The sequence below is a fragment of the Stieleria varia genome (assembly GCF_038443385.1).
Taxonomy (GTDB): Bacteria; Planctomycetota; Planctomycetia; order Pirellulales; family Pirellulaceae; genus Stieleria; species Stieleria varia.
In genome coordinates this window covers 1,624,259-1,648,655 of the sequence record NZ_CP151726.1, presented here as the reverse complement: position 1 = coordinate 1,648,655, position 24,397 = coordinate 1,624,259, and the positions used below count along the sequence as shown (strand labels likewise).

Genomic DNA, 24,397 nt, shown 5'->3' with positions numbered 1-24,397 from the left:
AGATGGAACCCTCAACCCTCGATAAAGTGCTGTGTCCCCCGAAGTTCCGATAAAGTGCTGTGTCCCCCGAAGTTTCCGGAAGTTCCCCGGCCGATGGACACTGATGACTGCGTGAGAGTGGCGAGAAACGAAGTGGTTCTCGAGTTCGTCTCGGTCAAGCGTTTGAATGATCCGTAGTTTCAGAGCGAAACACCCTCAGTGTGCTTGAGAAACAATTGGCAAGGGCAATGTTTGCTCCTATCGACTTAGGCTGTCAGTCGTCAAACAGGTCATCGACTGAACTGCCCATCATGTAATGAATATCGGTACGCGACTCCCATTGGCCGAGATGAAACACCTTGGCAATCTCATCCAATCGGTCGGCTGCGGTTGCGTTGCCGTGGTAGATGATACTGATTCGCTTCGACGGCGCCCAAAGAACTCGTCCTCGCGGTACGCTGAAGTATTCTGCAAATTCAGTCAGTCCAAACTGCATCGCGGCATCCGGCCAGATGTCGTTGTGGGCATCATCGCTGTCGCAAAGCCCCGTCGCCAAATCCGCTTTGCCAGGCGAATGCGGAAACACGACAATTTGCTTGCCGTTATCCCACCAAATTCCGATCTGTGGATTGTTTTTCATGGGCGGTTCGCCGTCTTCCCGCAATCAAAACTCGGACACACCGTCTCGCCATAAGGCACCGGCTCGCCACAGCGCTCGCAAAACAATCGACGTTCGCGTCCGAGTGGTTCACACACATCCTTCGGATCTTTTGCATTGCCGATTGTCGTCGTGTTTTCACAATAGGCACCTAACGCGGTACCTGTCATCGAACCACCGCAATCACGGCAGACATGAACGTCACCCTTGACCATAAAAGACGATGCCATTCGTCAGGATTCCTCTAAATGGTCAGCCAACAGCGTTTGAATGTTGGGTGATTGAAAGTCACTTGTTTTAGTGCCCTTTCCGGTTCTTTCGCTCGCCGCGGCTTTCGTCATGTTGGAACGATGTACCTCGTCTAGTAACGGTTCGGCTGGCAATCCGGTCGCAACCGCATCACCGAACAGCAAATACATTCGATCGGCCCAAGCATCGGCTGCTGCGGTAAGGTCGTCATCGTCGTGAGCTTCAATCCACTCGGCCAATTCCTCGACAGCCATCAGTGCCCGTCGAGTCAATTGCGTTTTGGGGCTGTCGGGTTGGTTGAACGCCTCGGCAATCTGCCGTAGCGACCGAGCCAAATCGCGATCGAGGTCCGATTCGTGGTCGAGTAGCTTGGGCGACTCGGAAACGGTTTCGCCAATCTTCCGATGGAACTCGGCAACTTGATTCAAATGTTTTTCCATAGGCCCAACCCTTTAACAAACGAGCTTGCCAGTTTCCTGGCTAAGCATCCAGCGTTGATCCGCGAAATCAAAATTGCCCTCGTTGCGGAACAGCATGACGTGTACACCCGCAGGAACGTTCTTGAGCATTTCGGGTTGATCGTCGACGTACAGCGTGACGCCATGCTCGGCGATCACTTCCGCTTTCGCCTCAAAGCGATCGACCAGCACCACTTCGTCGTAACGAATATTGCGTTCATCAAGATCTGCAATCGCCTTCGCACGATCGCGTCGATACGTGATCACAATCACCTTCTCCGGCCAGGAGTGTGTCCAAGCCGAGAAGAATTCTGGTGCTTCTGTGATGCAACCGTCTAGGTCGAGTCCGAGGGTAAGCCTGCTCATTGATCCACCTCCTGCACGGGAGCGTCGCAACCGTGTTGTCCAGTTGCGTCGCTAACAACACGACGGCAATAATGGTGGAGACCGCGATTGTGAATGGCTCTCATCATTGAACCTATCGCTTGGCTGCCCGTGGCGCGGGTGTAGCCGAGCCCTTCAGCAAGGTCGCCAAAACGGTGTGTCCCGGGATTATTGTCGAGGAACTTGATTGCGTCTTCGTACGTCTTTGTCACTGTAAATTCCTGTCGTTTGAAACAATATGGACAATTTTTGGGGCAGATTGAAGCAATCGATAGCCAATAGGCAGAGTCACTTGGGAGCATTCCTCGTTCGTCAGATCACCTCGCTCAATCAATCGCTGCTGCATCATTCGCTGAAGCTCGTCGCTGGCAAGCATTCCATCAAAGTCAGTGAAGCCAGTGAGAGCGCAGATCGCAGCGTCAAAATCATCGTGACTAAATTGAATGCCATCCAGTGCATCCCATCCCAGACGGTTTAGGTTGGTGGCCTTTGCATCCGAGCGACGTACGCCCCGATCTTGTCGGCCATCGGAGTCAATGCATCAAAAGCTCGATCAACGGGCCGCCGAGTCAATTGCCAAACACCATTAGCGTTGGGAGGATTCGGCAATCCTTGCAGATCAATGCACACGTCCACAACCAAAGTACCCCCAGCTAACATCAATTTGATCTCTTCACTCTCCGCCTCGTTTACACGATTGAGTGGACTCGTTCCTTTCGTCTTTCGCCGAAAGACGGATTTGTCGAGGATGCGAATATCAACACCCGAATCATCTCGTCGTTCTGCTCGGGCAAGTGAAGATCCGCCCGACGAATAGCCCGACAAGTCAAGACCATAACTAATCAATGGCAAGTTGCTTTCCTTTGTTTCGTTTTCAGTTCTCAACGATCTGCTTGATCGTTGTTCTGGCAACACGCCAGGTTCGCACGCGGCTTCGGCTGGGCATGCCGAGCCATATCATAAGCAATCCGAGGCCGGCTTGGGGGAGCAAGCCGGCCGTCAAAAAGAACAGCCGCAAGTTGATGCCGGATTCCTTGCCGAGACTTCCGAATGCGTTGGGATCGAGACAGCAGTACAACGCCGTGCCGAGACTGGCGAGCAGCATTTGGCAACCGTAGAACAGCGAGACGAGTTTGGCGATCTTTCGCAAACGCGATTCTTCAGGGGAAGATGTGTGAGGCGATTATTCTACTTGTGTATTCAAGCACGCTTAACGCGAGCCAGACAAACTACAGCCCGATCTGCGATTTTGCTTTCACTTTGCCATGCGAGAACGTGATCGAGATGATTTTGTCTTCGTTCTGCCAAACCATGTTTTTCATGTCGATGGCGATGCCGCCAAAGCTGGCGTCACTGCTGGCCTGCTCGGTTCCAGGGCCGAGGATCGACTCAACCTCATCGAGCGTCATGCCCGTTTTGACTTCGGTGTAATTGTCCTTGGTGATCGGATTACCGCCGCAGCCAGCAAAAAGTAGAAGGCAAGACAGCAGCAGCAAGCTTTTGATATGTGACATGTGGCAAATCCAGTGAGGGTGAATGAAGGAGTAAGATTCGGTTGCGAGATGATTTACCTGGTGATGTCGTACAATTCTCCGTTTCGGAATTGAACGCCGAAGTTCTTGTTGCAGTGCCGGCAGGTTTCTCGTTGAGTGCCGTTTCGAATTCGATCACGAACGGTGTTGGGGCGACCGCAATGCGGGCAGAGGACAGTGATGACCAAATGGTTGGCTCCGGTTGATGTGAGGATTGGGAACAAGGATTGAAAGGTTATCGGGATGTTCGAAAGACATCCAGATTTGGAAGGTTCTTTGACAAGTTTGACGGTCAGGTAGCCAACGGTTACAGCACTTTGTCGAGCAAAAGAATCCGATACGCCCACCCGCCCTTCATCGTTTTGGGAAAGTACAACAAGTGCTCGCGGCCTGTTTCAACATCGCGGATGGAGTAGAGCCAAGCTTTGCGGTCGTATGTTTCACCAAGTAGTTTTTCAACTTTGAAGGTCATCAGTCGCTCACGAATCGAAATTTGTTCTATTAAAAACATGGCAACCTGATGGCGAGGCAAGCTGCCGCACTACTGCGGAGCGAAGCATGACGCGACCAACTGATCAAAGCCTGCAGCATTGCCCTCGCTTCCATCCAAAGGCGGCCAAGGATATTGCGACCTTCCCAGGCATATCCAAGCGGACAAGCTTCATCCGACACGCGCACGGCCCCTCAAAACAAATCATTCACCCGGCGACCCCAAGGACTGCAATCCTCCACCAACAGCCGTTCACCACTGGCAATCAACTTCCGCCGCACGCCACCATGGGCATCCATTTTCAACCGCAGGCAGAGCCCCATATTTTCCACATCCTGATCACTCAGCGGCGCAACCACTCGGCGCGCCCGGAATCTCTTCGCAATCATCTTTTTCTTCGTTGGCGAACGCGGCTCAGGCACCGCCTCGCGGGCCTCTTTATCATCGGAGGCAAAACGCAAAGCCTGAAACAGCGCCACGGCATGCCACCACTTTCGGCCCTCATAAACAATCGGGTGCGGGCTCATCTTGCTGAGCCAGCCTCGGGGCTCTGCCACTTTACGAATGACAACTTGATCGGGCGACGCGGCAAAACAGACAGGGGCACAGGCGCCAAACGGCATGGGCAACTCCAGGCAAAAGGAAACGTTGTTCGTTTACCTATCAAAAGTGCGCCGTCGTGGGACTCGTTAACTCGTCCGCCACGCATTGATAATTGCAGCGAATAACCCGTTAGAACCGCACGTTTTGTAAACTCGCTCTCCGTGGCAATGCGGAAAAGCGGGAGCAAATTTACAGTTGCAAGGCACCTTGGGTCACGACGGACCAAACTTGTCAGAAAACTTGTCACGCGAGTCCGTTGGAGCAGCGAGACGGTTTTAGTCAATGAGGCCCAACGTTGTGTCGACACTTCCCCGAATTTGGAGTTAACCGTTTGAAAGTCATTATCGCCGGATCTCGCAGCGTTGCCCGTATCAGCTCTCGTCGCTGGGACTACGACGAACTTGCAACCATTCTCGAAACCGCGATCCAAGAATCGGGCTTCCAAATCACCGAAGTCATCTCGGGCGGCGCTGGAGGCCCCGACCGTGCCGGCGAGCAGTGGGCCGCTCGCAACGGACTCCCAACCACCGTGATCAAACCCAATTGGAAACTCGGTCGTGGTGCGGGCTTGATCGCCAACCGCGAGCTTGCCGCAGCCGGCGAAGCCTTGATCGCGATTCACGACGGTGAAAGCACGGGCACACAGGACATGATCGACCACATGAAAGCGGCCGGCATGCCGGTTCATGTGGCCGTCGTGAATGCTTGAACCCCTCTGATGCGGATTTCTTCCGCGTGAGGCCCTGTGCGAGGTTAACGAAACGCTCGCCGGCGCCACATGTAAATATTCAGCTGCGCGCACGTGATCGCGTCTTTTTTTGTTTAAGAGCCCATTCACCCCGGAGTCCGATTTGAAAGCAGCCACACTCCCGCCAATCACGTCTTTACAAACCAAATCAGCCGAAAACGACTCGCCACCAACCAACCCAGGACATCACCGCAAGAAGCCCAAACCGAAAGAAACGCTCAAACGATCTCAGGCCGACAAACGAATCGACTTTCTGCTGAAAAAACACTTTGACGATGATCCTGACTTCCGCCCCCTTATTCTCGAACTTGCCGAACTCGACCCAACCCCAAAGAAAAAGTATCTCGCCTGGCTGGTCAAGCATTGGACCGGCCAGTGGAACCCAACCGACGCTGACCAAAAACGCGTCACCAAATACCTCGAAACGCACCACAAAGGAGCCAAGTACTTTTCCCCGCTAAGCTGGACGGGGCTGCGACTGGAAGACGCCGGTTATCACGCCGACATCTTTCGATACACGCCGGAATCTTTGGCAACGCTCGGCGGACGGATCGCCGAGATCATTCGAATTGACGAAGAGGATAAGCGAATACGAATGGGCGAACCGGTCGCATTGGACGGATCAGAAATCGTCCACCAGGACGACAAATTCACCATCATCCGCATCCGCACGACAGGAGCACTTCAAAGTTTCGGCCAAGACACATCGTGGTGTGTTCGACACGGCGACCCAATGAACTATTCGTTTCCGTTTGACTTCATTTTGGATCATGAAGGAAATCGTTATCTTGCGAATGGAATGGAGGTGAAGGACAGGTGGGACATGGTTCCGTGCACAGCTGTCAGAAATCGGATTAATGAGCTTCGGAGCAATGTGTCCGATTCTCACGAAATCGAAAAGGCCAAACGACGAGATCGAGTCGAACGAGCCATCCAAGAAAAGCGAAAGCTGACAGGAGAGGAAACAAGCGAAATTCTGCAGGACGTGAAACTCGCAATCCGCTACGCCACCGAAGTCATCGGTGGACCGTGGCGGCGATTCGAGCAACATGTCCGGGTTGCCGATCTGACTGCCAGGCAAGCGGTCGATTACGCGGTAACAGTTCGCAAAAAACGATGGAGGAAATTCGAGAACAAAATCAAACGGTCGGTTGGACCGCTAGCAAACTATCGCAGGGCGTTTCCAGGTTCGATCGCCAAATCGGATGAGGAGATCTTCATGCAACAATTGAAGGATTGGAGAACACAAGACCCACAGGCGCATTGGAGGCCGAGTCGCTGGAGCAATCAAGGACACGCGGAGTCTCGGCAGCGGGATGCTTGTTATGAAGTCAGCCTGCTGGACCGCCGCTATTCGTTCGATCGATACTGTCGATTCTTAGCGTCGATCGCAACGTCCGAGATGGCGAACCGTTATCGGTTAAAACTGAAGTCATATTTTTCTCGCAACTACGGGGAAGGAGAAGAAGCGAAGTCACAACTTGAGATCGCTAGAGAAATGTGCCGGAGGCTTAATCAACGAGTTCAGTTCTTGGAGATATCCATCGCGAAGGATCCGATCTGTTCGTTAAACTATGCCAAAGCAATCGGGGAACGATTCGTTCGAGGCGAGGAAGCGATCATGGCGGACCCCAAGCTGGCTCACCAATATCGGCGTATTTTCCTTCGATCGGGTTGCGAGACAGAGATTTAGTCGCTTCGGATCAGCTCCAGTCGCGAAATCCTTGATGGAGGAAGGCCAACTTCCCGTTTAATGTCAAACCGCTCGCGAATGACTCGCGAGCGGTTTGTTCATAGCTACGATACCTTTCGTACAGGTCCCCAATTAATCTTTACGTCAAGACTATATGACCCGATACAACTTCCAGACCAACAAACCATACGCCGCAAAGCTGACCAAAGTATCGACTCGCCCGATCGAGAATGATCCAGCGATTGCGCTGACACTGATTCGTCTTGAGTTCAAAATCTACTGGGTCGTCCGCCAGTCATGCCTCGAATCCCAAGGAGAGATTGCTTGTCGCGAGCTTGTGGTCGGCCCATTGATCCCCTGCGATCGGGATGCGGGCCTGCTCGCGTATGCCCAAGCACTGCGAATGGCAACACCACCTGAGGATCCAGGAAGCTGGCTCCACTTGCAACGAGGTGATCGCTGGATCGAGATTACATTCGGCCCACGAGAAACGGAAGGAAGCCGCAATTCGTTTCGCGACATCCGGCCATTCTCACCAGACCGATGGTCGATCAAAGAGTACCTCTACGACCGCACCGCCGACTGGGTGACGATCGCCGCCGCCGCCGACGCGGCCCAAGTTTCCAAATCGACCGTGCGTCGCCGATTGGATGAGCTGGAACTGAACTGGGGTGGTGAACTGGTCACACGGACCGGTGGCGGTCAGCGCCGCGTCTACCTGCCACTATTCATGCGTCTTTGGAATGAATGACTTTGGTGGAAGCATTTTCCAGCAGTCGCGATGCGTCGTTCTCATTTGTAACGTGTCCAGCCGCATCGACAAGAAAGATAGGCCGCCGCAGCGTTCGGGCAAAGCGAATGGTGGCCCAAGTTCCGGAACGCACGCGTTCTGGTCCGCTCACGGCCGCGATCAATGCGACCGTCGAACGAACAATGGTTTGATTGCGTTGCAGGTACGGCAGCGGCGGTCGTCTTTCCGAAACCGGACTGCAAATGGCGCGTGACTTCGAGTTCGACGGTGGATGAACCACTACGGCAACGCCAAGTTCAACGCAAATCGCGTGAAAGTCCGCGTCCGCACCGACGCAATCGCCATGATGGGCTTCCGACGCGCACGTTTGGTTGAGCAACTGCCTAAAGCGAGTCCTCTGCTGTTCAGTCATGCCGTTGCGAGAACCAGTGAAACCAATCTTCATTCGCGTGCTCCGTGTGATGAGACTCAGTTGTGAAATGAGACGCCGAGATTGGCGGCGCTCTTCATTCCTTTAGAAGCACACAGGAATGCTTTCCGTTAAATCTGCAAGAACCAACGGAAAAAGCAAATAAAAGGCTTGGTGGATCACTGGGTGTTGTAAATTCACTCCCCGCTGGTCTTGTCAGCGAACAGGAGTATTTTTACAAAACCCTCAAGCTAGGCCCAAGGACCCAACCGATGTCTCGAAAATCTCTTCAAGAACAAGTCGACGCCTTCACGAGAGAGTCGCCCCTTTCGATTGCTCATCCGTTGAATAGGTATGCCGCTTCGGACAGCTATCTAAATCTGCCCAGACACGCATGCATGCATTGGCGTGGCTTACTGCAACCGGCATCGGGTGCTGTGAGCGGCCAGTTTTTGGTAGACGAACGCTTGTTGCCTGGCGTGCCTCCAGGAAGTCGCAAGTCCGAATTTGTTCCTCACCACCAAGCAATCTTGTGCCACTGCAAACCGCTCAACGATCAATGGGAACCCGTGGGAAGTGAAAACCGCTATCCCGACATTCCCGATCGTTGGGACATATACTTGCTAATGAGGCACCAATACGATGCCATCGCGTTCACTGGCAAGACGCACGCCGCAGTCATCCGGCGAACCGATGCAACCCATGGAACGATCTTGAAATTGCGTGATTGGGAAGCTGATCCTAGCGGCGGCCTATACCGACGCACCCGCGTGAAGTCACAGCTCCACCGTCGCCTCGGTCGCAATCCCTATCCCTACGAAATCGAGCGTGCCCACGCCAAAACAGCGTTGACGTATCTCGGCTACGAACTTCCTGGAAAACCAAAACCGCGTCACAAGCTCTGGCCCGAGCGACTACGCAAACTCGGTTTTGAAGTTGAAATTGCAGACGTTATCGAACCAGCACGGCACGTCACCATGAGCATTAAGCAGCAACGCGAGTATCAAACGCGGTATCCCGAACGATACTGGTACGTGTAATCACGCGTTTCAGGTTCATCTTCATCGTGCAGGGATCATGGAGGGGATCATAGGCGGAGGGGATCATAGGGACAGAGCACTACGCTGGGGTAGTTGGGCTAGTCCTGGGCTGCTCAAAGTTTGGGGTTGACATTGTTTTTTCAGTCCATGTTTTCGCTCCATGCATCGCAATCAAAGTGAGCCTCAGGCGCTAGCCCCGATTATTCATAACCCGACGATGTCACAACTCATTGTCAAGGATCTGTTTGCGCTAAAATCAATCATCCGCATGAATAATCCGGGCTAGCGGCGTCGCTGTAGAGAGCGACTTAGAAAAGGGGCTGATCGCGGGAAGCTTTTAGTCCGAAGGGATCAGGTCGCGGGTACGCCGTGTCAGACGGAAGCGACGTTGGGTTTGGCAACTGCGATACTCGTCCACCGCACAAGGACGGTGCGAGCGATCACGTGTGCGAAGGCAATTTCGTTGGGATCGAAGACCTCCGCGCGAGCGAGTCGTGCCATGGTGTGTGCTCCCAAAGCGATGAGTATCAGATCAGATGAGGATTTTCTTTCTATCACCTCACGTGGAACCGGCAACTCTCGATTCAGTGCTGTGTCCCCCGAAGTTCCTTCGACAAACTGATTAGCAAAAAAGCACAGAGTCCTAGCCATTTCGAGCGGCGAACCAAGCCAGGCGGTGCCAGCGTGATAGAGGCCACGATGAAGAGCAAGGAAAGTGGATTTTTAGGTTTCATTTGCTTGGATTATCCTCCACAACCAGAACAAAACGTGCTGTGATCAACTCATTCAAGCCGTCGTCGGCATCCGCGTTGCCCTTCGTCCACCAGTCGCAACGACAGTCGGGTTTTGGTGGGGTATCCACTGGCCGGCCATGACGACCGAAGAACAGTCCGGGAATGTCGCCGCATTCGACATCCCCGCTGTTCAACCCGTAAATGCCAAATTTATTGGGAGCTTCTCCGTTCGTCTCGGCGGGTAATCCATGGGTTGGTTCAAAGTCAGGGCAGCTTTGGTCGTATCCGTCGCGGCACGCAAACCTGTATTCCTGAAGAGTGGGAAGGCGATAGTCGTATTGAGCGTCAAACTTCGAGATCGCTTTTCCATACAGGAAAACCTGCCGCCATTCACCGGGGAAGCCACTGTTAAAATGCCAGTCGATGGTCTCATAGGTTCCATCGCCAAATGCAGCCTGCCGAAACCGTTCGTGATCTTCGTGTCGCAATTCCCTTTCTTGCAGGTAGTAAGACTTTGACGGATACGTTGGCAGGTGCTCCCATTTTTCGACGTCAACCTCGACCAGACAGAATGTCATTCCAAACTGGTTCGTGATCCGACGTGGCAATGGTTTCGATTCAGACGCCGATTCGGTTGGTTCAAGCTTTGTTGACAAGCCCGGTTCGGTGTTTGCTGGTGTCGTCTTATGATCACCGCAACCGATAATGACTGCTGTCATCATAGCGAAAGGCAGGATGACGTTCGTCTTACTCATTTCGCTTTACTCCAGTAATGCGCAGTTCGATGTTTGCGTCGCGAATCTCAAGGAATAATGCGGCACCTTTCTTTTCCAGCTTTTCACCGTCTGCCCACACCTCTGCATCGCGAAAGTGATAGTCGGGATGGGTAAGCACAAGTCTTTGTCGGCCGATCGGCCAATCGGTTAGTCTCGCATACCCTTCGTTATTGGTCACTGCGATGTTGCCATGTTCCGTTACCGCGACGTAACCATGTTCGTCATCGTGAATATTGCACTCGATATGCATGAGCCCGGGTTCACCGCGAGCGACCGTTTCTTGATAAATTAGTGGAGGTTCAAGGCTAGGATCGAAACCTCGTTGGCTGTTGTTGAACCACGCCAAGTTAATGTTGTGGTCGATGATCGGTCGCGAACCGGTCGCTTCAATTTCGAACGTGTCGCCAGCTCGAAGCACGGTGATCCTCGGTTCAAAGCCTTGATCGCCAAGCAGGGTGCGCACGGTACGAGGCCTCTCCGGTCGAGGTGGGCCTTGAATGGGTGGACTGCCTCGCTGGCGCCACATTAGCACCAAATCGTTCAATGGTTTTGGTTCCGGTTGCCCCGCCATCGTAAATGTGATTTCTACCGTTGGGCTGACTCGGTGCAGTCCCCAGCCCTCGGAAATGAGGTACCAGGGGTGCTCATGAGGATGACCGTAAGCCGTAACCGGCTCGTTGTGGCGAACAAATTTGGTCCCGTCGGCGAGCTGAAACTCCGTATCCGATTTACTGACAATCCGGCCACGTGGTAGGTCATCTTCGCCATGTCGCATCCAGCTTCGACCACGGTGCCATCTTCCTTCGACTCGCCGATTCTTTCTCAAGTTCAAGAAGCCACCGTCGACGGTCCAGGTTCCCGCTCCGAAGACTGTGCCGCCGTTGGAAGCTAGATAATCGCTATCTGCCTGATCTTTTATTTCCATCGAGTAGAGGCATGTCAGTCGATGGTGGAACGTAATCGTTAGCACGCGATCCAGAAGTTCGCACTGCCATGTTCCGATAAGCGATGACTTGTTCTGTTCGGGTTGGCCATGACGGAAGAACTCGCTGCTGGAACCATTGAGAAAAATCAGTTCGGTTTCATGTACATCGGCGACGCTACGTTGTCCGCTGGCTTCGCCCTGGGGCACGTCGATCGGTACGAGCAGCGGACTAACCAAAGTGTCATGGTCGAATCCGAATTCATTCGGATCATCCCAACGCATGATGTCCACATGCAGTAGCTTGCCGCCCATCCATGCACCCAAAGGTATCTCGGACAACCGCTTGCCGTACAGGTGATCCGTCAAGTCCGGGTCGCAATCCATCGGCAGCGGTCGGTCGACTGCAATACGCTGTTTGACTCGGTCTATGATCTCTTCGGATTTGGTTAAAACACGTTCGTCGCCTTTGCCGAACCCCGAAATGGCAGCATACGTCCAGTCAGCGGTCGGGTGGGTGAGCGAGATTGCGTTTGAAACTCGAATCTGCTCACCCTCACCTCGAACGAAGATCAACCAGCGGCTGCCTGCTACCGCAAATTGACTGCGTGAATCCAGGCACCCGCCCAATCGACACTGATGGACAGTCGCGTGTGGAAAAATATTCAGTTCGCGATTTGACATCAACGCTTCGAGTGGCTGGAAGCGTAATCCGTGTTTGGCGTCGGCATCTTCAACGATCTCGGCTAAATACACTTCGTCGGCCGAGTCCACCTTCCATTCCAACGACGCCGCGGCGGCCGTGTAGAGATCCGCCCGGCATTTCTTCGCAACGCTCATCCAACTAAACCAGCAGATGAGAGCAAGTACGATCCGTGTTTGGATATTTCGATTCATGATGCTCCAACCTCGCTTGCTTGCTTGTATTTGCTGCACTCGCCAAACCTTGCGCTGGGTTCGAAGTTGGATGCGTTTTTCGGGCATTTCGTTCCATTCTACTAAGGGTGAGCGATCGAGGCGCTGGCGCGTTGCTGTCCACGCGCGGAAGTCGGGGATGGGCCAACCGGCGTCCACGCTGCTTCCAATCGGGGTAATGAATGCGGTCGAGCGGGATTCCTCACGCAATTTTGCCAGTGTTGACATGGGGGACGGAGTGATGGCGGAGTGATGGGGGGAGTGATGGGGGGAGTGATGGGGACAGAGCACTTTGCTGGGGGGGGACGGAGTGATGGGGACAGAGCACTTTGCTGGACGGAGGGGACGGAGTGATGGGGACAGAGCACTTTGCTGGGGGATGGGAGCGATGGGAGTGATGGGGACACGATGGGAGTGATGGGGACAGGATGGGAGTGATGGTGAGTGATGGGGACAGAGCACTTTGCTGGGGTGGTTCCGTTTGGCTCCCGAGGTGTTTGGGACAATGAGCGGTCTCGGGCGGGGCTTCGTTGGCCTTGATCGACGTGATGGGAGGTTTTCGCTAGCCCAGATATTGCATCAGCTGGAGTGCGTTTGCACCCGGTTCTCCTGTTTTGCCGGGTGAACCGGACGCTATCGCGTTCCAACTGATGTATCAAACGGTAACGCCCTCACTTCAACGCAAGCCAAATCACCCCTACCACTTGCGTCGTAGTAGCAGACATCCCATGCAATATCCGGGCGAGAGGTTTTGGGCGAATGGGGCAACTGATGTCCAGAACGCTAGCGGCGTCGCTGTAGAGAGCGACTTAGAAAAGGGGCTGATCGCGGGAAGCTTTTAGTCCGAAGGGATCAGATCGCGGATGCGGCGGGGCAGACGGAAGCGACGTTTGGTTTGGCAACTGCGATACTCGTCCACCGTACACGGACTGCCCGCCACCGTTTTGAAGAGTTTGCCAAAGTCCGCGACCAACTCGCACCAGACAGAAGACTCCAAACCGAGTCGCTGAAGGATGGGGGCGAGATGCTGCGGTGTCTGGCCGCGTTTGCCATCTGCGATTTCGCGAGCCGTCCAGTCCAGCAGTTCAAGGTATCGCTCAAGCGAGAACCACAGGAATCCCTTGTCGCTGCAGCGTTTGCCGGATTGACTTGGCACAGGACCAACCTCGTCTTCCGCTTCGTCGATCTCCACAGGTGAGAGAAACGAATCGTCATGCCGCAGTCCGTCGCTGTGGCTTTCGGCAGGTTGTTGCGTGTGTGTTTCGATGCGACGTTGTGCCGATGTGTGGTCGCTTTGCTCGATCGTCTCGGCCATCGCGGCGCGGATCGGGTTGAGGTCCACGTAAGCCGCGCAGGCCAGCACCGCGGATTCATCGATCAGTCGAACGGCTTTGTATCGATCCTGGAAGAACCGCCCCTTTTCTTCGTCTTCGGCGTTGGCCCGTTGAGCAACCCGTTGGTTCAGTAAACGCATCCACCACGAGATATTGCTCAATCGGGAGCGGGTATCAGCGAGTTTGAGCGGGCAATTGCGAATGGCGTCGAGCTCAGGCCTGGAGGGTTCACAAGGATTGCCCTCGGCATCTTTGCGATGGGGGCACAGCATCAACCATCGCCGGGCGACTTCCGTGTCATCCCAGTTCTTGACCACGTCCGGACGCGATCTGAGGATGAGGTGGTAATGATTTGAAAGAATCGCGAAACAGATCAGGTCGATCCCAAAGCATGCAGCGAAATGCTGAAGGTATTGTTCAATCCAGATCTTGCGATGGTCGAAGTTTTTCCCCGAGACGGGATCGTCTCCGAACAAAAAGCACCGTCTGACGGTGCGAGCGATCACGTGTGCGAAGGCGACTTCGTTGGGATCGAAGACCTCCGCGCGAGCGAGTCTTGCCATGGTGTGTGCCCCCAAAGCGATGAGAATCAGATGAGGCTGTTCTTTCTATCACCTGAGGTGGAACCGTCAACCCTCGATAAAGTGCTGTGTCCCCTGAGTTTCCTGATGAGGCTGTTCTTTCTATCACCTGAGGTGGAACCGTCAACCCTCGATAAAGTGCTGTGTCCCCTGAGTTTCCTTCTCGATAAAGTGCTGTGTCCCCTGAGTTTTTTTTAAAGTGCTGTGTCCCCTGAGTTTTTTCATCCGTCCAATGAAACGCCGCCGCACCGGACGTCAGCGGGAGTTTTGACCCAATGCAGATGGCCAGCGTGAAGATCGACGCACTTGATTTCGTCATGCACAGCATGACCTACGATTGCTTTAGCAAGCTCGAACTGATCCGACGCAACCGACTCTATTGCTGTGGCAGATCGCTTGCTTCCGCGTAGGGGCGTCTGGCGAGTGCGGCTTTGCCGACACGTTGGATGGCCAAGATGAACGCTGCGGTGCGAAGGTCCACACCGCGTGATTGCGCGACCTCCGAGACGCTCGCGTAGGCCTTGCGCATGTGGTTGGATAACTCGTTTCGTATTCGATCCAACTCCCAGCGGAACTGCTGTATGTTCTGAGCCCACTCAAAATAGCTGACGGTCACGCCGCCGGCATTGGCCAGGATATCAGGAACGACGAGGATACCGCGCCTTCGGAAAATCTCATCGGCTTGCGGTGTGGTCGGTGCATTGGCGGCTTCGACGATGATCCCCGCTCGAACATCCGCCGCATTGTCTTTCGTCAGCACGTTGCCCAGCGCGGCAGGGACCAGCACGTCCGCATCCCATGTCAGCACCTCTGGGCTTTCGAATGCATCTCCGCCGGGGAAACCCGCAACCGTGCGATGTTCGGTCGTCCACTGGATCAGTTTCACAATGTCGAGTCCGTCCGCATTCGAGACTCCGCCCGCATGATCGCCAACGGCGACGACCTTGGCTCCTTGTTCTGCCATCAGCAGGGCTGCGAAACTTCCCACGTTGCCGAAACCTTGGAATGCGACGGTAACATCTTTCATCGAGCGATTCTGAGATTTCAGCACTTCTTCCAAAACGATCATGACGCCGCGCCCGGTCGCTTCCTCACGTCCTTCGGAGCCGAACAAGTGCAACGGCTTGCCGGTGACGACACCCGGTGAGAAGCCTTGGTACTTGGAGTATTCGTCCATGATCCAGCCCATGATCTTTGCATTGGTATTCACGTCGGGTGCGGGGATATCGATGGTCGGCCCGATGACTTCTTTGATTTGCCCGACGAATGTGCGAGTGATTTCGTTAAGTTCACGTTCGCTCAGCAGCTTAGGGTCACAATTGATGCCCCCCTTGGCACCGCCGTAGGGAACATCGACGACCGCGGTTTTCCATGTCATCAAGTTGGCAAGTGCGGTCGCCTCGTCTTCGTCCACCGTCGGATGGTATCTCAAGCCACCTTTCATGGGACCACGCACGCGATTGTGCTGAACGCGATACCCGCAGTGCTTGATCAACTTACCTTCATCAGACTCGGTGATCAGTTCAACCTTAACGATTCTCAGAGGCGCCAGCAGGATGTCGCGGACGCGTTCGGACAGCCCAAGTTGATTGGCGGCATGGTGAAAATAGAATCGGCTCTCGTCTAGCATTCCAGTTTCCTAAGCAATGGAGGTTCATTCCCACAGTCAAAATCCTAGTCCAAACGATGTTCACTGTGTCGCGAGAAAGAAGAGATCGACTGCGAGGCACTCAATCGGGCACGACTTTTTGCATGATGCGGTTGAAGGTAAATTCTGTGGCGGGTGAGGGACGCATCAAGCTGATGACGTATCCGAGCGTGAGCGACATTCCAAAGCCGATGGGCCAATACCAAACGGAGAACCAAGTTTGGGTGTACATCAGGACCAGCGTGACCGCCGTTGCGCTGACCGCGCCAACCAGCACTCCGATCGCGGAGGTTCGCTTCGTAAAGAGTGCCAGAACAAAGATCGCCAGCAACGGCCCTCCAAAAGCTGCCGTCAGCTTCTTTCCGATGTCGAACACATTGCCCATCGGCCCCACCATGCAAGCCAGCCCGATCGACAGAACACCGATCAGCAACACCATGACTCGAATCATTCGCAACTCGCCTCGTGCGCTGTCTGGACGTAGGTCTGGAAAGAGACGATCACGAAAGTCGACCACCAGCACGGTCGTCACAGAGTGAACCCCGGAATCGATGCTCGACATGATCGCTGCCATCAACGCCGCCAAGAACAATCCAGCCATGCCCGCGGGGAAATGGACGCGGACAAAGTTCGGCATCGCATGATCGGCAATCTTGGGATTGTCGGCAATGATTTCAGGCAGCGTCTGAACAATCTGTCTTGCAGGTGCGAGCTCGTCTGGATGCTGCGAATAGTACGAGTACAGAGCGACTCCGATCATCAACAAGGCGGGCACCACCACCCACATTCCGATCAAATTCAACATCGCTCCTACCTGAGAAGTCCTGATCGATTTTGCGGAGAGATACCTCTGCACTGCGACTTGATCGACTCCGAATGCGGACAAGCCTTCCAGGAAAACGCCGATCAGAATCGCCCAGCTTCCGTACTGTAGCGTCAACGACAATTCAAAGTCGACCACCATGCCGCTGCGACCATCAAAGTATGTCGACAGGACACCGCCGATCCCCGTATCGGTTTTAGATAAGATCAGACCGAAGGTTGCCAGAATGGTCAGCGCGAACACAAAAAACTGAATCACGTCCGTCCACATCACGGCTCTCAGGCCGCCGACCATCGTGTAACCGATTGCGATCACTCCAAGGCCAACGATCACAACGGTTTGTGGGACCCCAGCGACTTCCGAAACGACGAGCGATGCCGCGTAGGTCGCCGACGCCATCCAGCCGATGCGGAGCAACACAAACAGTCCTGCAGCAAGAGCACGCACAGACACTTGAAAACGCAACTCCAAGTACTCGTATGCGGTTTCGACTTTTAATCTCGCGTAGACCGGCACGAAAACGAACATCACGATCGGTGTCATCAACGCAAATGCGACCAGGGACAAGCCGATACGAAGACTGTCTCCCATCGCTGCTGCGGGATAAAAGACAAAACTATTGGATGAAAAAAGGGTCGCCATGACACTTAGACCCACCGTCAGCCAATTCATCGATCTGCTGGCAACAAAAAACTCGCTACGAGACTGGTTTCGTCCAAAAACGAATCCCAAACTGAGGATCACGATCAGGTAGATCGCAATCACAAGTAGGTCGAGCGGATGCATGCGAATCATCGTTGAGGCGAGTGGGGCGTACTCTGCTGCGCAGCTGATCGCTGAATGATACACTAGTGCTGCGACCGTGAATTGCTCTTGATTGGAAACGATGCCAATATCAGCACGAAGCGCAAGCGAGTGAATGAAATTCCGTGAATCACTCGCGTGCGCGTCGTACTGAAATCAGAGCTCAACTCGCGATTCTGGCGGTAGCCCGGATATTGCATGGGATGCCTGTCACTGCAACGCATGTGGTAGTATCGACTTGGCTTGCGTTGAAAGCAGAACGTTACAGATTGATGCATGAGCGGGAACGCGATAGTGTCCGCATCACTCGGCGAAACACGAGAACCGGGTGCTAGCGCACTCCGGCTGATGCAATATCCGGGCTAGGTGCGATCGCTTAGCAATACAGAAACGCCGATAGCAACATCCCCCACAGTGACACTTTCTTGTCTGAGCTAACCTTGCCTGAACGAAACCTGTCTGAGCTAACACAGACGCTCGCTGAATTGGTCGCGATCAACAGCGTCAACCCCGAGTGGGGCGGACCCGGTGAAGTCGACGTCGCACGGTATGTCGTTTCTTTTTTCCGTGCTGTAGGACTTGAGTGCGAGTTGTGGGATGTGTTGCCGAATCGGCCCAATGTTTACGTCAAGCTGCCCGGGAGAGACAGCAGCCGTAGGATTGTTTTGGAAGCACACATGGATACGGTCGGGGTTGGTTCGATGACGATCCCTCCCTTCGAACCCGTCATCAGTCGTGGGATTTTGTTCGGTCGAGGATCGTGCGACGTCAAAGCTGGCTTGGCGGCAATGATGCACGCGATCCGCGATGTTCACCTTTCGAAAATCACACCGCCATGCGATGTTTGGCTGGCCGCAGTCGTTGACGAAGAACACTTGTTTCGCGGCGTGTCGTCGCTGATCGATAGACTGTCCTCCGAGACGACCTCTGGCGTTACGCCGCCCGGAATTGCACGCATCAAGAAAGTCGAAACGCGCACCGTCGCCGTTGTCGCGGAGCCAACGGACTGTCGGATCGTCACCGCAAACAAGGGAGTCTTGCGATGGCGAATCATCACGACAGGAAAATCCGCACACAGTTCTAAACCTGAGCTAGGTCGGAACGCGATCACGGACATGATGCAGGTCATCGCTGCCCTGCAAGCGGATTCACTGAAACTCCAGCAGCGGAGGCATTCGCTCGTTGGCCCACCGACGCTTTGCATCAGTATGATCGAGGGAGGTTCTCAGATCAATTTCGTTCCCGATCGGTGTCAAATTTCACTGGATCGTCGGTTGTTGCCGGATGAATCTGCGTCAAAGGTGTTCGAGCACTACCGCAATCTGGTGAGTAAAATCCCCGGGATTGAGTGCCAAGTTCAACCACCGATTTTGTCCGACGATGCGATGGAAACGCGAGAGGACGAACCTGTTGTCGTCTCCGCCAAACAAGTGGCCCAAAGCGTCGGGATTTCATGCGAGAGTACCGGCGTACCATTCGGCTGCGATGCCACCAAATTGTCGAGAGCCGGAGTGCCGGGGATTATCTTTGGGCCAGGGAACATTGACCAAGCCCACGCGGATGTCGAATTCGTCGAACTGGATCAAGTAGAATTAGCTCGACGCTTTTACAGAACATTTATCATGGAGAGTTTCGCGTGAGTGAAATCAACCGCCGCGAGTTTATCGCAGCTGTCACTACTGCGGCAACGGGGACGTTGGGTGCATCATGCGCAATGGACACCAACGCAATGGCTGACGATTCGCTAGGCCTCAGTCCGATCGATGCCCATGTCCACGTGTGGACACCTGACACCGACACGTATCCTTTGGCTGAGGGGTACGACAAGCAATCGATGAAACCGGCCAGTTTCACACCCGCTGAGCTCTTTGCGGCCTGCAAGCCGTACTCTGTGGATCGCATCGTTCTGATTCAGATGAGCTTTTATCAGTACGACAATCGCTACATGATCGACACGATGAAAAAGCATCCTGGGGTCTTTGGCGGTGTCGCGATCGTGGACAGCTCTCGACCGGATGTCGCGATAAGGATGTCACAATTGGCCGAACATGGCGTGCGAGGCTTTCGCTTGTATGCCAATGAAAAGAACACATCGGGTTGGGCGACCAACGATGGGATCAACGCCATGTGGCGTGCGGGTGCGGACCGAAACTTGGCGATGTGCCTGCTGACCGATCCAGAGTCTTTGCCCGCGATACATCAACAATGCGAACGGTTTCCGGATACGAAAGTCGTCATCGACCACTTCGCCCGCATCGGAATGACGGGAACGGTCAACCAAAAACAACTGGACCAACTGAAGGCATTGTCAAAGTTCAAGAATCTGTACGTCAAGACATCTGCGTTTTATGCTTTGGGAAACAAGCGGCCACCGCACACCGAGCTTGCACCTATGATTCGCCAATTGCGAGATGCGTTTGGAGCTGATCGGTTGATGTGGGCAAGTGATTGCCCGTTTCAGCTCGATAATGGAAACACTTACCAGAGTTCTATCGAATTGATCCGCGATCGAATCGAGTTTCTCAATGCGGCGGAGAAACGATCTATCCTGCAGACCACGGCAGAAAAACTGTTTTTCAGTTAATGCAATGATTCAGATCAGCGATATCACAGACGTACGCAGTGCAGAGGCAATCGTTCATCAGCATCTTGATCGGACGCCGCTGATCCGTTCGTACCCGATGGAGAAAGAACTTGGTCTGCCGCCAACCCGCAAGGTTTGGTTGAAAGACTATGGATGGACACCTGTCGGATCGTACAAGGTCTACGGAGCATTGAACTGGGTCGCCCGGAACCATGAGCGGATTGCTGACCGCCCCATCGCCGCGCATTCCTCGGGCAATTTCGCGAGCGGAATCGCATTTGCAGGAAAACAGTATGGCAAAAAGGTGATCATCGTGATGCCCGAGAATGCGCCGAAGGTCAAGTTTGGACTTACAGAATCGTTCGGCGCGGAGATTCGGACCTATGACATCGCCACGGACCACAAAACAGGAGTTCGTGATCGAATCACTCGCGAGATTTCGGAGCAAGAGAATGCCATTCAAGCCTCGCCGTACGACGACCCGCATGTGATTGCCGGCCATGGTGTTGGTGGGTTGGAAATCGTAGAGGACCTTCGCCAACACGGGCGGAGATTGTCAACGTTTGTCTGCCAAGTCAGCGGAGGCGGCTTGATGGCGGGACACGCGATTGCCATCGCGGACGCGTTTCCGGGGGCCAATATCATTGGCGTCGAACCCGATTCGGCTGACGACTTCGCCCAATCGATGCGTGCGGGAGAACGTATTCGCATCGAACATCCCAAGAGCATTTGCGACGGGCTACTGTCGTACGATGTCGGCGAGCACAATTGGCCGATCCTGCAACGGCATGTCTCCAATGTCTCGGTCGTACCAGATGATGATACGAGACGCGGAATGAAGTGGCTGTACCATCATCATGGACTTCGCTGCGAACCATCGGGAGCGATTGCGTTGGCGGCATTGTTGACTGGCAAGATCGATCCGGAGGGCGACGGTGACGTCGTCGTCGTCATCAGCGGTCGCAATGTTGACGAAGCACCGTTTCGCGATTGGATTTCGATCTGAGAACTGAATGAGACCGCCCGGGACGATCGACCTCCCACATGGCGATCCTGTAGCGGAGACGCCCCGACTGCTTTTTCGACGACGCTGCGCTGGCTTGCCGCTGAGGATTCGTCTAGGATGAAGGTCCCGCCGCCGAATCGATCGGCACAATCCCGCCTCCCACCCGCTTGCCCTTCCGCCTGCCAGCCATTCCTCCCGCTTGTTCGGTGCCCCATGCGAACGATGTGTCTCCTGTTATCCATCTTGATACTCGCTTGTTCCGCGAGTGGGGATGACTCGTTGGAGACTGTATTTCGAGATACCGTCCAACCGATGCTGAGATCCAACTGCCTGCAGTGTCACAACGGCCAGACCATGGAGGGTGATCTGGACTTGAGCGTCGACAAGGATCTGCCAGCGGTCGTCGGCAATTTTCGTCGTTGGTCGGTGGTGCTGGAGCGATTGCGGGCGGCCGATATGCCACCTGAGGATGCAGAGCGGCATCCCACCGACGCTCAACGTGCCGCTGTCATCCAATGGATTGAACAAGTCAAGTCGGCGGAATCGAAACGGACCGCTGGTGACCCAGGGATTGTGTTGCCCCACCGTTTGAGCAGCAGCCAGTACAACTACACCATTCGCGATTTGACAGGGTTTGACATACGACCGGCCGAGTCGTTTCCCGTTGACCCGGCGAACGAAGCAGGTTTTGACAACTCGGGCGAATCGCTGTCCATGTCACCTGCATTGTTAAAAAAGTACCTCGAAGCGGCACGCAAGGTCTCCGATCACTTGGCACTGACGCCTCGCGGTCTGGAGTTCGCTCCGCACCCCGTGATCACGGATACCGATCGCGATAAGTTCTGCGTCAACCGAATCATGGACTTCTACCGAGACCGCAAAACCGACTACGCCGAATACTTTGAATTGCTGTGGCGATTCCGTTGTCGAGTTGCGTCGGGAGAGTTGGGACAAGACCTTGATGCGGACGACGATCAGAACCCGTCACTGTCTCAACTGGCTCGCGAGCGGGGTCTGAGCGCACGTTACTGCCAGACGCTTTGGCAACTACTCAACGACACAGAAGACGCGAGCTCGGTTGGCCCGATTGCGGCGCTGCGACTGCTGTTTAATGAACTGCCCGATACGTTGACTCCCGAAAGTGTTGCCGTGGCACGGGAGGACTGTGAGCGGGTGGCGTCATTCGTTTCCCGTCTCAGAGAGTCATTGGTTCCCGACATTCCTAACTTGACCTCGCCGGAAGTTCACAACGGCTCGCAGCCGTTGGTGCTTTGGAAGAACCGGCAGTTCGTTGCCAATCGACGTCGCTATATTCCGGGAGAGCTGCCGAGCGGAGATTTTGGGTTGGACGCCAAGTCGGCTGCCGCAATTGCGATGCGCGTGGGCGACGACACGGACGAGGCGACGTACAGAAAAGAACTGACGCGATTTTGTGATGTCTTTCCTGATCAGTTTTTTGTTTCCGAGCGGGCACGCGTGTATCTGGATCCGAAAGACGAAAAGAAGCTGACCGGCAGGTTCTTGAGCGCTGGGTTCCACAGCCAGATGGGATACTTTCGCGACGACAAGCCACTTTATGATTTGATGCTCGATGAGGCAGAGCAACGGGAACTGGATCGTCTGTGGCTGGAACTGGACGTTGTCACCTCGGCACCGATGCGTCAGTACCAAGGGTTCATTTGGTTTGATCGCACCGATTCGCGTTTCATGCGTGACCGTGCTTTTGATCTCTATCGAGCAGAAGACAAAGATTGCACTTCCGCTGCAAAGGTCGCGGGACTCGCCGATGCATACTGCACCAAAGCGGAGCGAGCGGGTGCCAGCGAGGAAGCATTGGAGGCACTTCGGTTTTACTTTTCCGACATGTCGAAAACGTTTCGTCGGATAGAATCATTGCGATTGGCTGCAGAACCCAGGCAGGTGGAGGCGGTGGTCCGATTCGCCGAGCAAGCCTTTCGTCGACCGCTCTCCGAGAGCGAGGCGGAGTCGATTCGTTCCTTCTATCAATCAATGCGTCGTAAGGATGGGCTGAGTCACGAAGACGCGGTTCGTGACAGTGTCGTTGGGATCTTGATGTCGCCGCACTTTTGTTACCGCATCGATCTGCCGAGTGGGTTGGAAACTGAAACGGACAATACAGATACAAAAAACAAAGACGCAGTGCAGCCGCTGAGTGACTACGCCTTGGCCAGCCGTCTCAGCTATTTCGTCTGGTCCAGCATGCCGGATTCGACGTTGATGAATGTCGCGAAATCGGGCCGAATGCATGAACCGGACATCATCATCGAACAGATGCGACGGATGCTTGGCGATGATCGTGTGAAAGGATTTGTGATTGAGTTTGCCGGCAACTGGTTGGATTTTCGGCGCTTTGATCAGCACAACGGAGTCGATCGCGAAAGGTTTCCGACCTTCACCGATGAACTGCGACAGGCGATGGCCGATGAACCCATTCGCTTCTTTGAGGACCTGATCGCCCGAGATGGCTCGATTTTGGATTTCTTGTATGCCCGGCACACTTTCGTCAATCGCACGTTGAGTGATCACTATGGCATGACGATCGAGGATGGGATCGCAGATCGATTTGCAAGCTCAGGGAAGCAGTGGATCAAGATCCAGCGCGCCGATGATTTCGGTCGCGGCGGGTTGTTGCCCATGGCGGTCTTCTTGACGAACAACTCACCGGGGTTGCGGACCAGTCCGGTGAAGCGAGGCAACTGGTTGATCAAACGAATGTTGGGCGAGCAAGTTCCCGCACCTCCGGCGACGGTGCCCGAGCTGCCAAGCGACGAATCCAAACTGGGCGATCTGACGCTTCGCGAAACTCTGGAGCGGCATCGACAAGACGTCGCATGTGCCGGATGCCACAATCGAATTGACTCCATGGGTTTGGTGTTCGAGGGCTATGGACCTGTCGGTGAAAGACGTTCCAATGATTTGGGCGGTCGAGCGATCGACGACTCCGCCGTGTTCCCCGACGGCAGCGAGGGCCGGGGCGTGAACGGTCTACGCGACTACATTCGCCAAGAACGCCAAGATGATTTCGTTGACAACTTGTGTCGTAAACTGTTGGCTTTCGCTCTGGAGCGGACATTACAACTTTCGGACGAGTCGACGATCGAGACAATGAAGCAGCGTTTGGCGGAGAACGATTATCGCTTCTCTGCCATGCTGGAGGTGATCGTGACGAGTCCGGCGTTCCTAAACAAACGCATTCGCATTTCTCTCAATGATACGGTGGCCAATCCGTGAAACCTAGCAAGCCTCGACCTAAGG

Annotated in this window: 23 protein-coding genes; 9 read left to right on the top strand and 14 right to left on the bottom strand. The window is 54.4% G+C overall.

Features of this window, described 5'->3' with window-relative positions; genetic code table 11:
- Nucleotides 1-253 precede the first annotated feature (253 nt).
- The 3 genes from Pla52nx_RS05770 to Pla52nx_RS05760 all read right to left on the bottom strand — a co-directional run bounded on the left by Pla52nx_RS05770 (nucleotide 254) and on the right by Pla52nx_RS05760 (nucleotide 1,710).
- Complete coding sequence (locus Pla52nx_RS05770; RefSeq protein ID WP_146519590.1) at nucleotides 254-619, bottom strand: hypothetical protein; 366 nt, start codon at nucleotides 617-619, stop codon at nucleotides 254-256.
- Nucleotides 620-870: 251 nt separating this feature from the next.
- Nucleotides 871-1,326, bottom strand: a complete 456-nt coding sequence (locus Pla52nx_RS05765) for a hypothetical protein (RefSeq protein ID WP_146519589.1) — start codon at nucleotides 1,324-1,326, stop codon at nucleotides 871-873.
- Between the two features lie 12 nt (nucleotides 1,327-1,338).
- Entirely contained in the window at nucleotides 1,339-1,710 is a 372-nt protein-coding gene (locus Pla52nx_RS05760; RefSeq protein WP_146519588.1) for a hypothetical protein, read from the bottom strand.
- 256 nt (nucleotides 1,711-1,966) lie between these two features.
- On the opposite strand from Pla52nx_RS05760, the gene Pla52nx_RS05755 reads away from it, so the two are divergent.
- Complete coding sequence (locus Pla52nx_RS05755) at nucleotides 1,967-2,206, top strand: hypothetical protein (RefSeq protein ID WP_146519587.1); 240 nt, start codon at nucleotides 1,967-1,969, stop codon at nucleotides 2,204-2,206.
- Nucleotides 2,207-2,602: 396 nt separating this feature from the next.
- Here Pla52nx_RS05755 and Pla52nx_RS05750 read toward each other — a convergent pair whose 3' ends face one another.
- The 4 genes from Pla52nx_RS05750 to Pla52nx_RS05735 form a co-directional block, all read right to left on the bottom strand.
- The gene (locus Pla52nx_RS05750) at nucleotides 2,603-2,878 is read right to left on the bottom strand and encodes a hypothetical protein (RefSeq protein WP_146519586.1); all 276 of its coding nucleotides are present in this window, start codon (nucleotides 2,876-2,878) and stop codon (nucleotides 2,603-2,605) included.
- A 79-nt stretch (nucleotides 2,879-2,957) separates the two neighbouring features.
- Nucleotides 2,958-3,242: a hypothetical protein gene (locus tag Pla52nx_RS05745; protein ID WP_146519585.1), complete on the bottom strand. Its 285-nt coding sequence runs from the start codon at nucleotides 3,240-3,242 to the stop codon at nucleotides 2,958-2,960.
- Nucleotides 3,243-3,567: 325 nt separating this feature from the next.
- A complete protein-coding gene (locus Pla52nx_RS05740) occupies nucleotides 3,568-3,732 on the bottom strand; it encodes a hypothetical protein (protein WP_197454492.1) in 165 nt (54 codons plus the stop codon).
- Between the two features lie 212 nt (nucleotides 3,733-3,944).
- A complete protein-coding gene (locus tag Pla52nx_RS05735; RefSeq protein WP_146519584.1) occupies nucleotides 3,945-4,373 on the bottom strand; it encodes an NADAR family protein in 429 nt (142 codons plus the stop codon).
- 311 nt (nucleotides 4,374-4,684) lie between these two features.
- Here Pla52nx_RS05735 and Pla52nx_RS05730 point away from each other — a divergent pair, with 311 nt between their 5' ends.
- The 3 genes from Pla52nx_RS05730 (at nucleotide 4,685) to Pla52nx_RS05720 (ending at nucleotide 7,545) form a co-directional block, all read left to right on the top strand.
- A complete protein-coding gene (locus Pla52nx_RS05730) occupies nucleotides 4,685-5,062 on the top strand; it encodes an SLOG family protein (RefSeq protein WP_197454491.1) in 378 nt (125 codons plus the stop codon).
- 142 nt (nucleotides 5,063-5,204) lie between these two features.
- Nucleotides 5,205-6,794, top strand: a complete 1,590-nt coding sequence (locus tag Pla52nx_RS05725; protein ID WP_146519582.1) for a hypothetical protein — start codon at nucleotides 5,205-5,207, stop codon at nucleotides 6,792-6,794.
- A gap of 154 nt (nucleotides 6,795-6,948) precedes the next feature.
- Nucleotides 6,949-7,545, top strand: coding sequence for a LysR family transcriptional regulator (locus Pla52nx_RS05720; protein WP_146519581.1), 597 nt, complete (start codon nucleotides 6,949-6,951; stop codon nucleotides 7,543-7,545).
- Here the strand turns inward: Pla52nx_RS05720 and Pla52nx_RS05715 are convergent.
- Nucleotides 7,523-7,990, bottom strand: coding sequence for a hypothetical protein (locus Pla52nx_RS05715; RefSeq protein WP_146519580.1), 468 nt, complete (start codon nucleotides 7,988-7,990; stop codon nucleotides 7,523-7,525). The two genes, Pla52nx_RS05720 and Pla52nx_RS05715, sit on opposite strands and share 23 nt — an antisense overlap.
- A 236-nt stretch (nucleotides 7,991-8,226) precedes the next feature.
- On the opposite strand from Pla52nx_RS05715, the gene Pla52nx_RS05710 reads away from it, so the two are divergent.
- A complete protein-coding gene (locus Pla52nx_RS05710) occupies nucleotides 8,227-8,994 on the top strand; it encodes a hypothetical protein (protein WP_146519579.1) in 768 nt (255 codons plus the stop codon).
- A gap of 372 nt (nucleotides 8,995-9,366) precedes the next feature.
- Here Pla52nx_RS05710 and Pla52nx_RS05705 read toward each other — a convergent pair whose 3' ends face one another.
- From Pla52nx_RS05705 to Pla52nx_RS05680, 6 genes are all read right to left on the bottom strand, one after another.
- Nucleotides 9,367-9,495 (bottom strand): hypothetical protein, encoded by a 129-nt coding sequence (locus Pla52nx_RS05705; RefSeq protein WP_261344240.1) that lies wholly within the window; start codon nucleotides 9,493-9,495, stop codon nucleotides 9,367-9,369.
- Nucleotides 9,496-9,724: 229 nt separating this feature from the next.
- On the bottom strand, nucleotides 9,725-10,483 hold the full coding sequence (locus tag Pla52nx_RS05700) for a hypothetical protein (RefSeq protein ID WP_146519578.1): 759 nt from the start codon (nucleotides 10,481-10,483) through the stop codon (nucleotides 9,725-9,727).
- Entirely contained in the window at nucleotides 10,476-12,323 is a 1,848-nt protein-coding gene (locus tag Pla52nx_RS05695) for a hypothetical protein (protein ID WP_146519577.1), read from the bottom strand. Before Pla52nx_RS05695 ends, Pla52nx_RS05700 begins: the two co-directional genes overlap by 8 nt.
- Before the next feature lie 856 nt (nucleotides 12,324-13,179).
- Nucleotides 13,180-14,238, bottom strand: a complete 1,059-nt coding sequence (locus tag Pla52nx_RS05690) for a transposase (protein WP_146519576.1) — start codon at nucleotides 14,236-14,238, stop codon at nucleotides 13,180-13,182.
- 394 nt (nucleotides 14,239-14,632) lie between these two features.
- Nucleotides 14,633-15,886, bottom strand: a complete 1,254-nt coding sequence (locus tag Pla52nx_RS05685) for a Glu/Leu/Phe/Val family dehydrogenase (protein WP_146519575.1) — start codon at nucleotides 15,884-15,886, stop codon at nucleotides 14,633-14,635.
- A gap of 100 nt (nucleotides 15,887-15,986) precedes the next feature.
- Nucleotides 15,987-17,513 carry a sodium:solute symporter family transporter gene (locus tag Pla52nx_RS05680; protein WP_197454490.1) on the bottom strand — a complete coding sequence of 509 codons (1,527 nt, stop codon included), beginning with the start codon at nucleotides 17,511-17,513 and terminating at the stop codon, nucleotides 15,987-15,989.
- Between the two features lie 443 nt (nucleotides 17,514-17,956).
- On the opposite strand from Pla52nx_RS05680, the gene Pla52nx_RS05675 reads away from it, so the two are divergent.
- The 4 genes from Pla52nx_RS05675 to Pla52nx_RS05660 all read left to right on the top strand — a co-directional run bounded on the left by Pla52nx_RS05675 (nucleotide 17,957) and on the right by Pla52nx_RS05660 (nucleotide 24,373).
- Complete coding sequence (locus Pla52nx_RS05675) at nucleotides 17,957-19,171, top strand: ArgE/DapE family deacylase (protein WP_342190344.1); 1,215 nt, start codon at nucleotides 17,957-17,959, stop codon at nucleotides 19,169-19,171.
- The gene (locus tag Pla52nx_RS05670; RefSeq protein WP_197454489.1) at nucleotides 19,168-20,115 is read left to right on the top strand and encodes an amidohydrolase family protein; all 948 of its coding nucleotides are present in this window, start codon (nucleotides 19,168-19,170) and stop codon (nucleotides 20,113-20,115) included. Before Pla52nx_RS05675 ends, Pla52nx_RS05670 begins: the two co-directional genes overlap by 4 nt.
- Nucleotides 20,116-20,119: 4 nt before the next feature.
- Nucleotides 20,120-21,121: a threonine ammonia-lyase gene (locus Pla52nx_RS05665; protein ID WP_146519573.1), complete on the top strand. Its 1,002-nt coding sequence runs from the start codon at nucleotides 20,120-20,122 to the stop codon at nucleotides 21,119-21,121.
- Nucleotides 21,122-21,433: 312 nt separating this feature from the next.
- A complete protein-coding gene (locus tag Pla52nx_RS05660) occupies nucleotides 21,434-24,373 on the top strand; it encodes a DUF1592 domain-containing protein (protein WP_231741894.1) in 2,940 nt (979 codons plus the stop codon).
- Nucleotides 24,374-24,397: the final 24 nt, after the last annotated feature.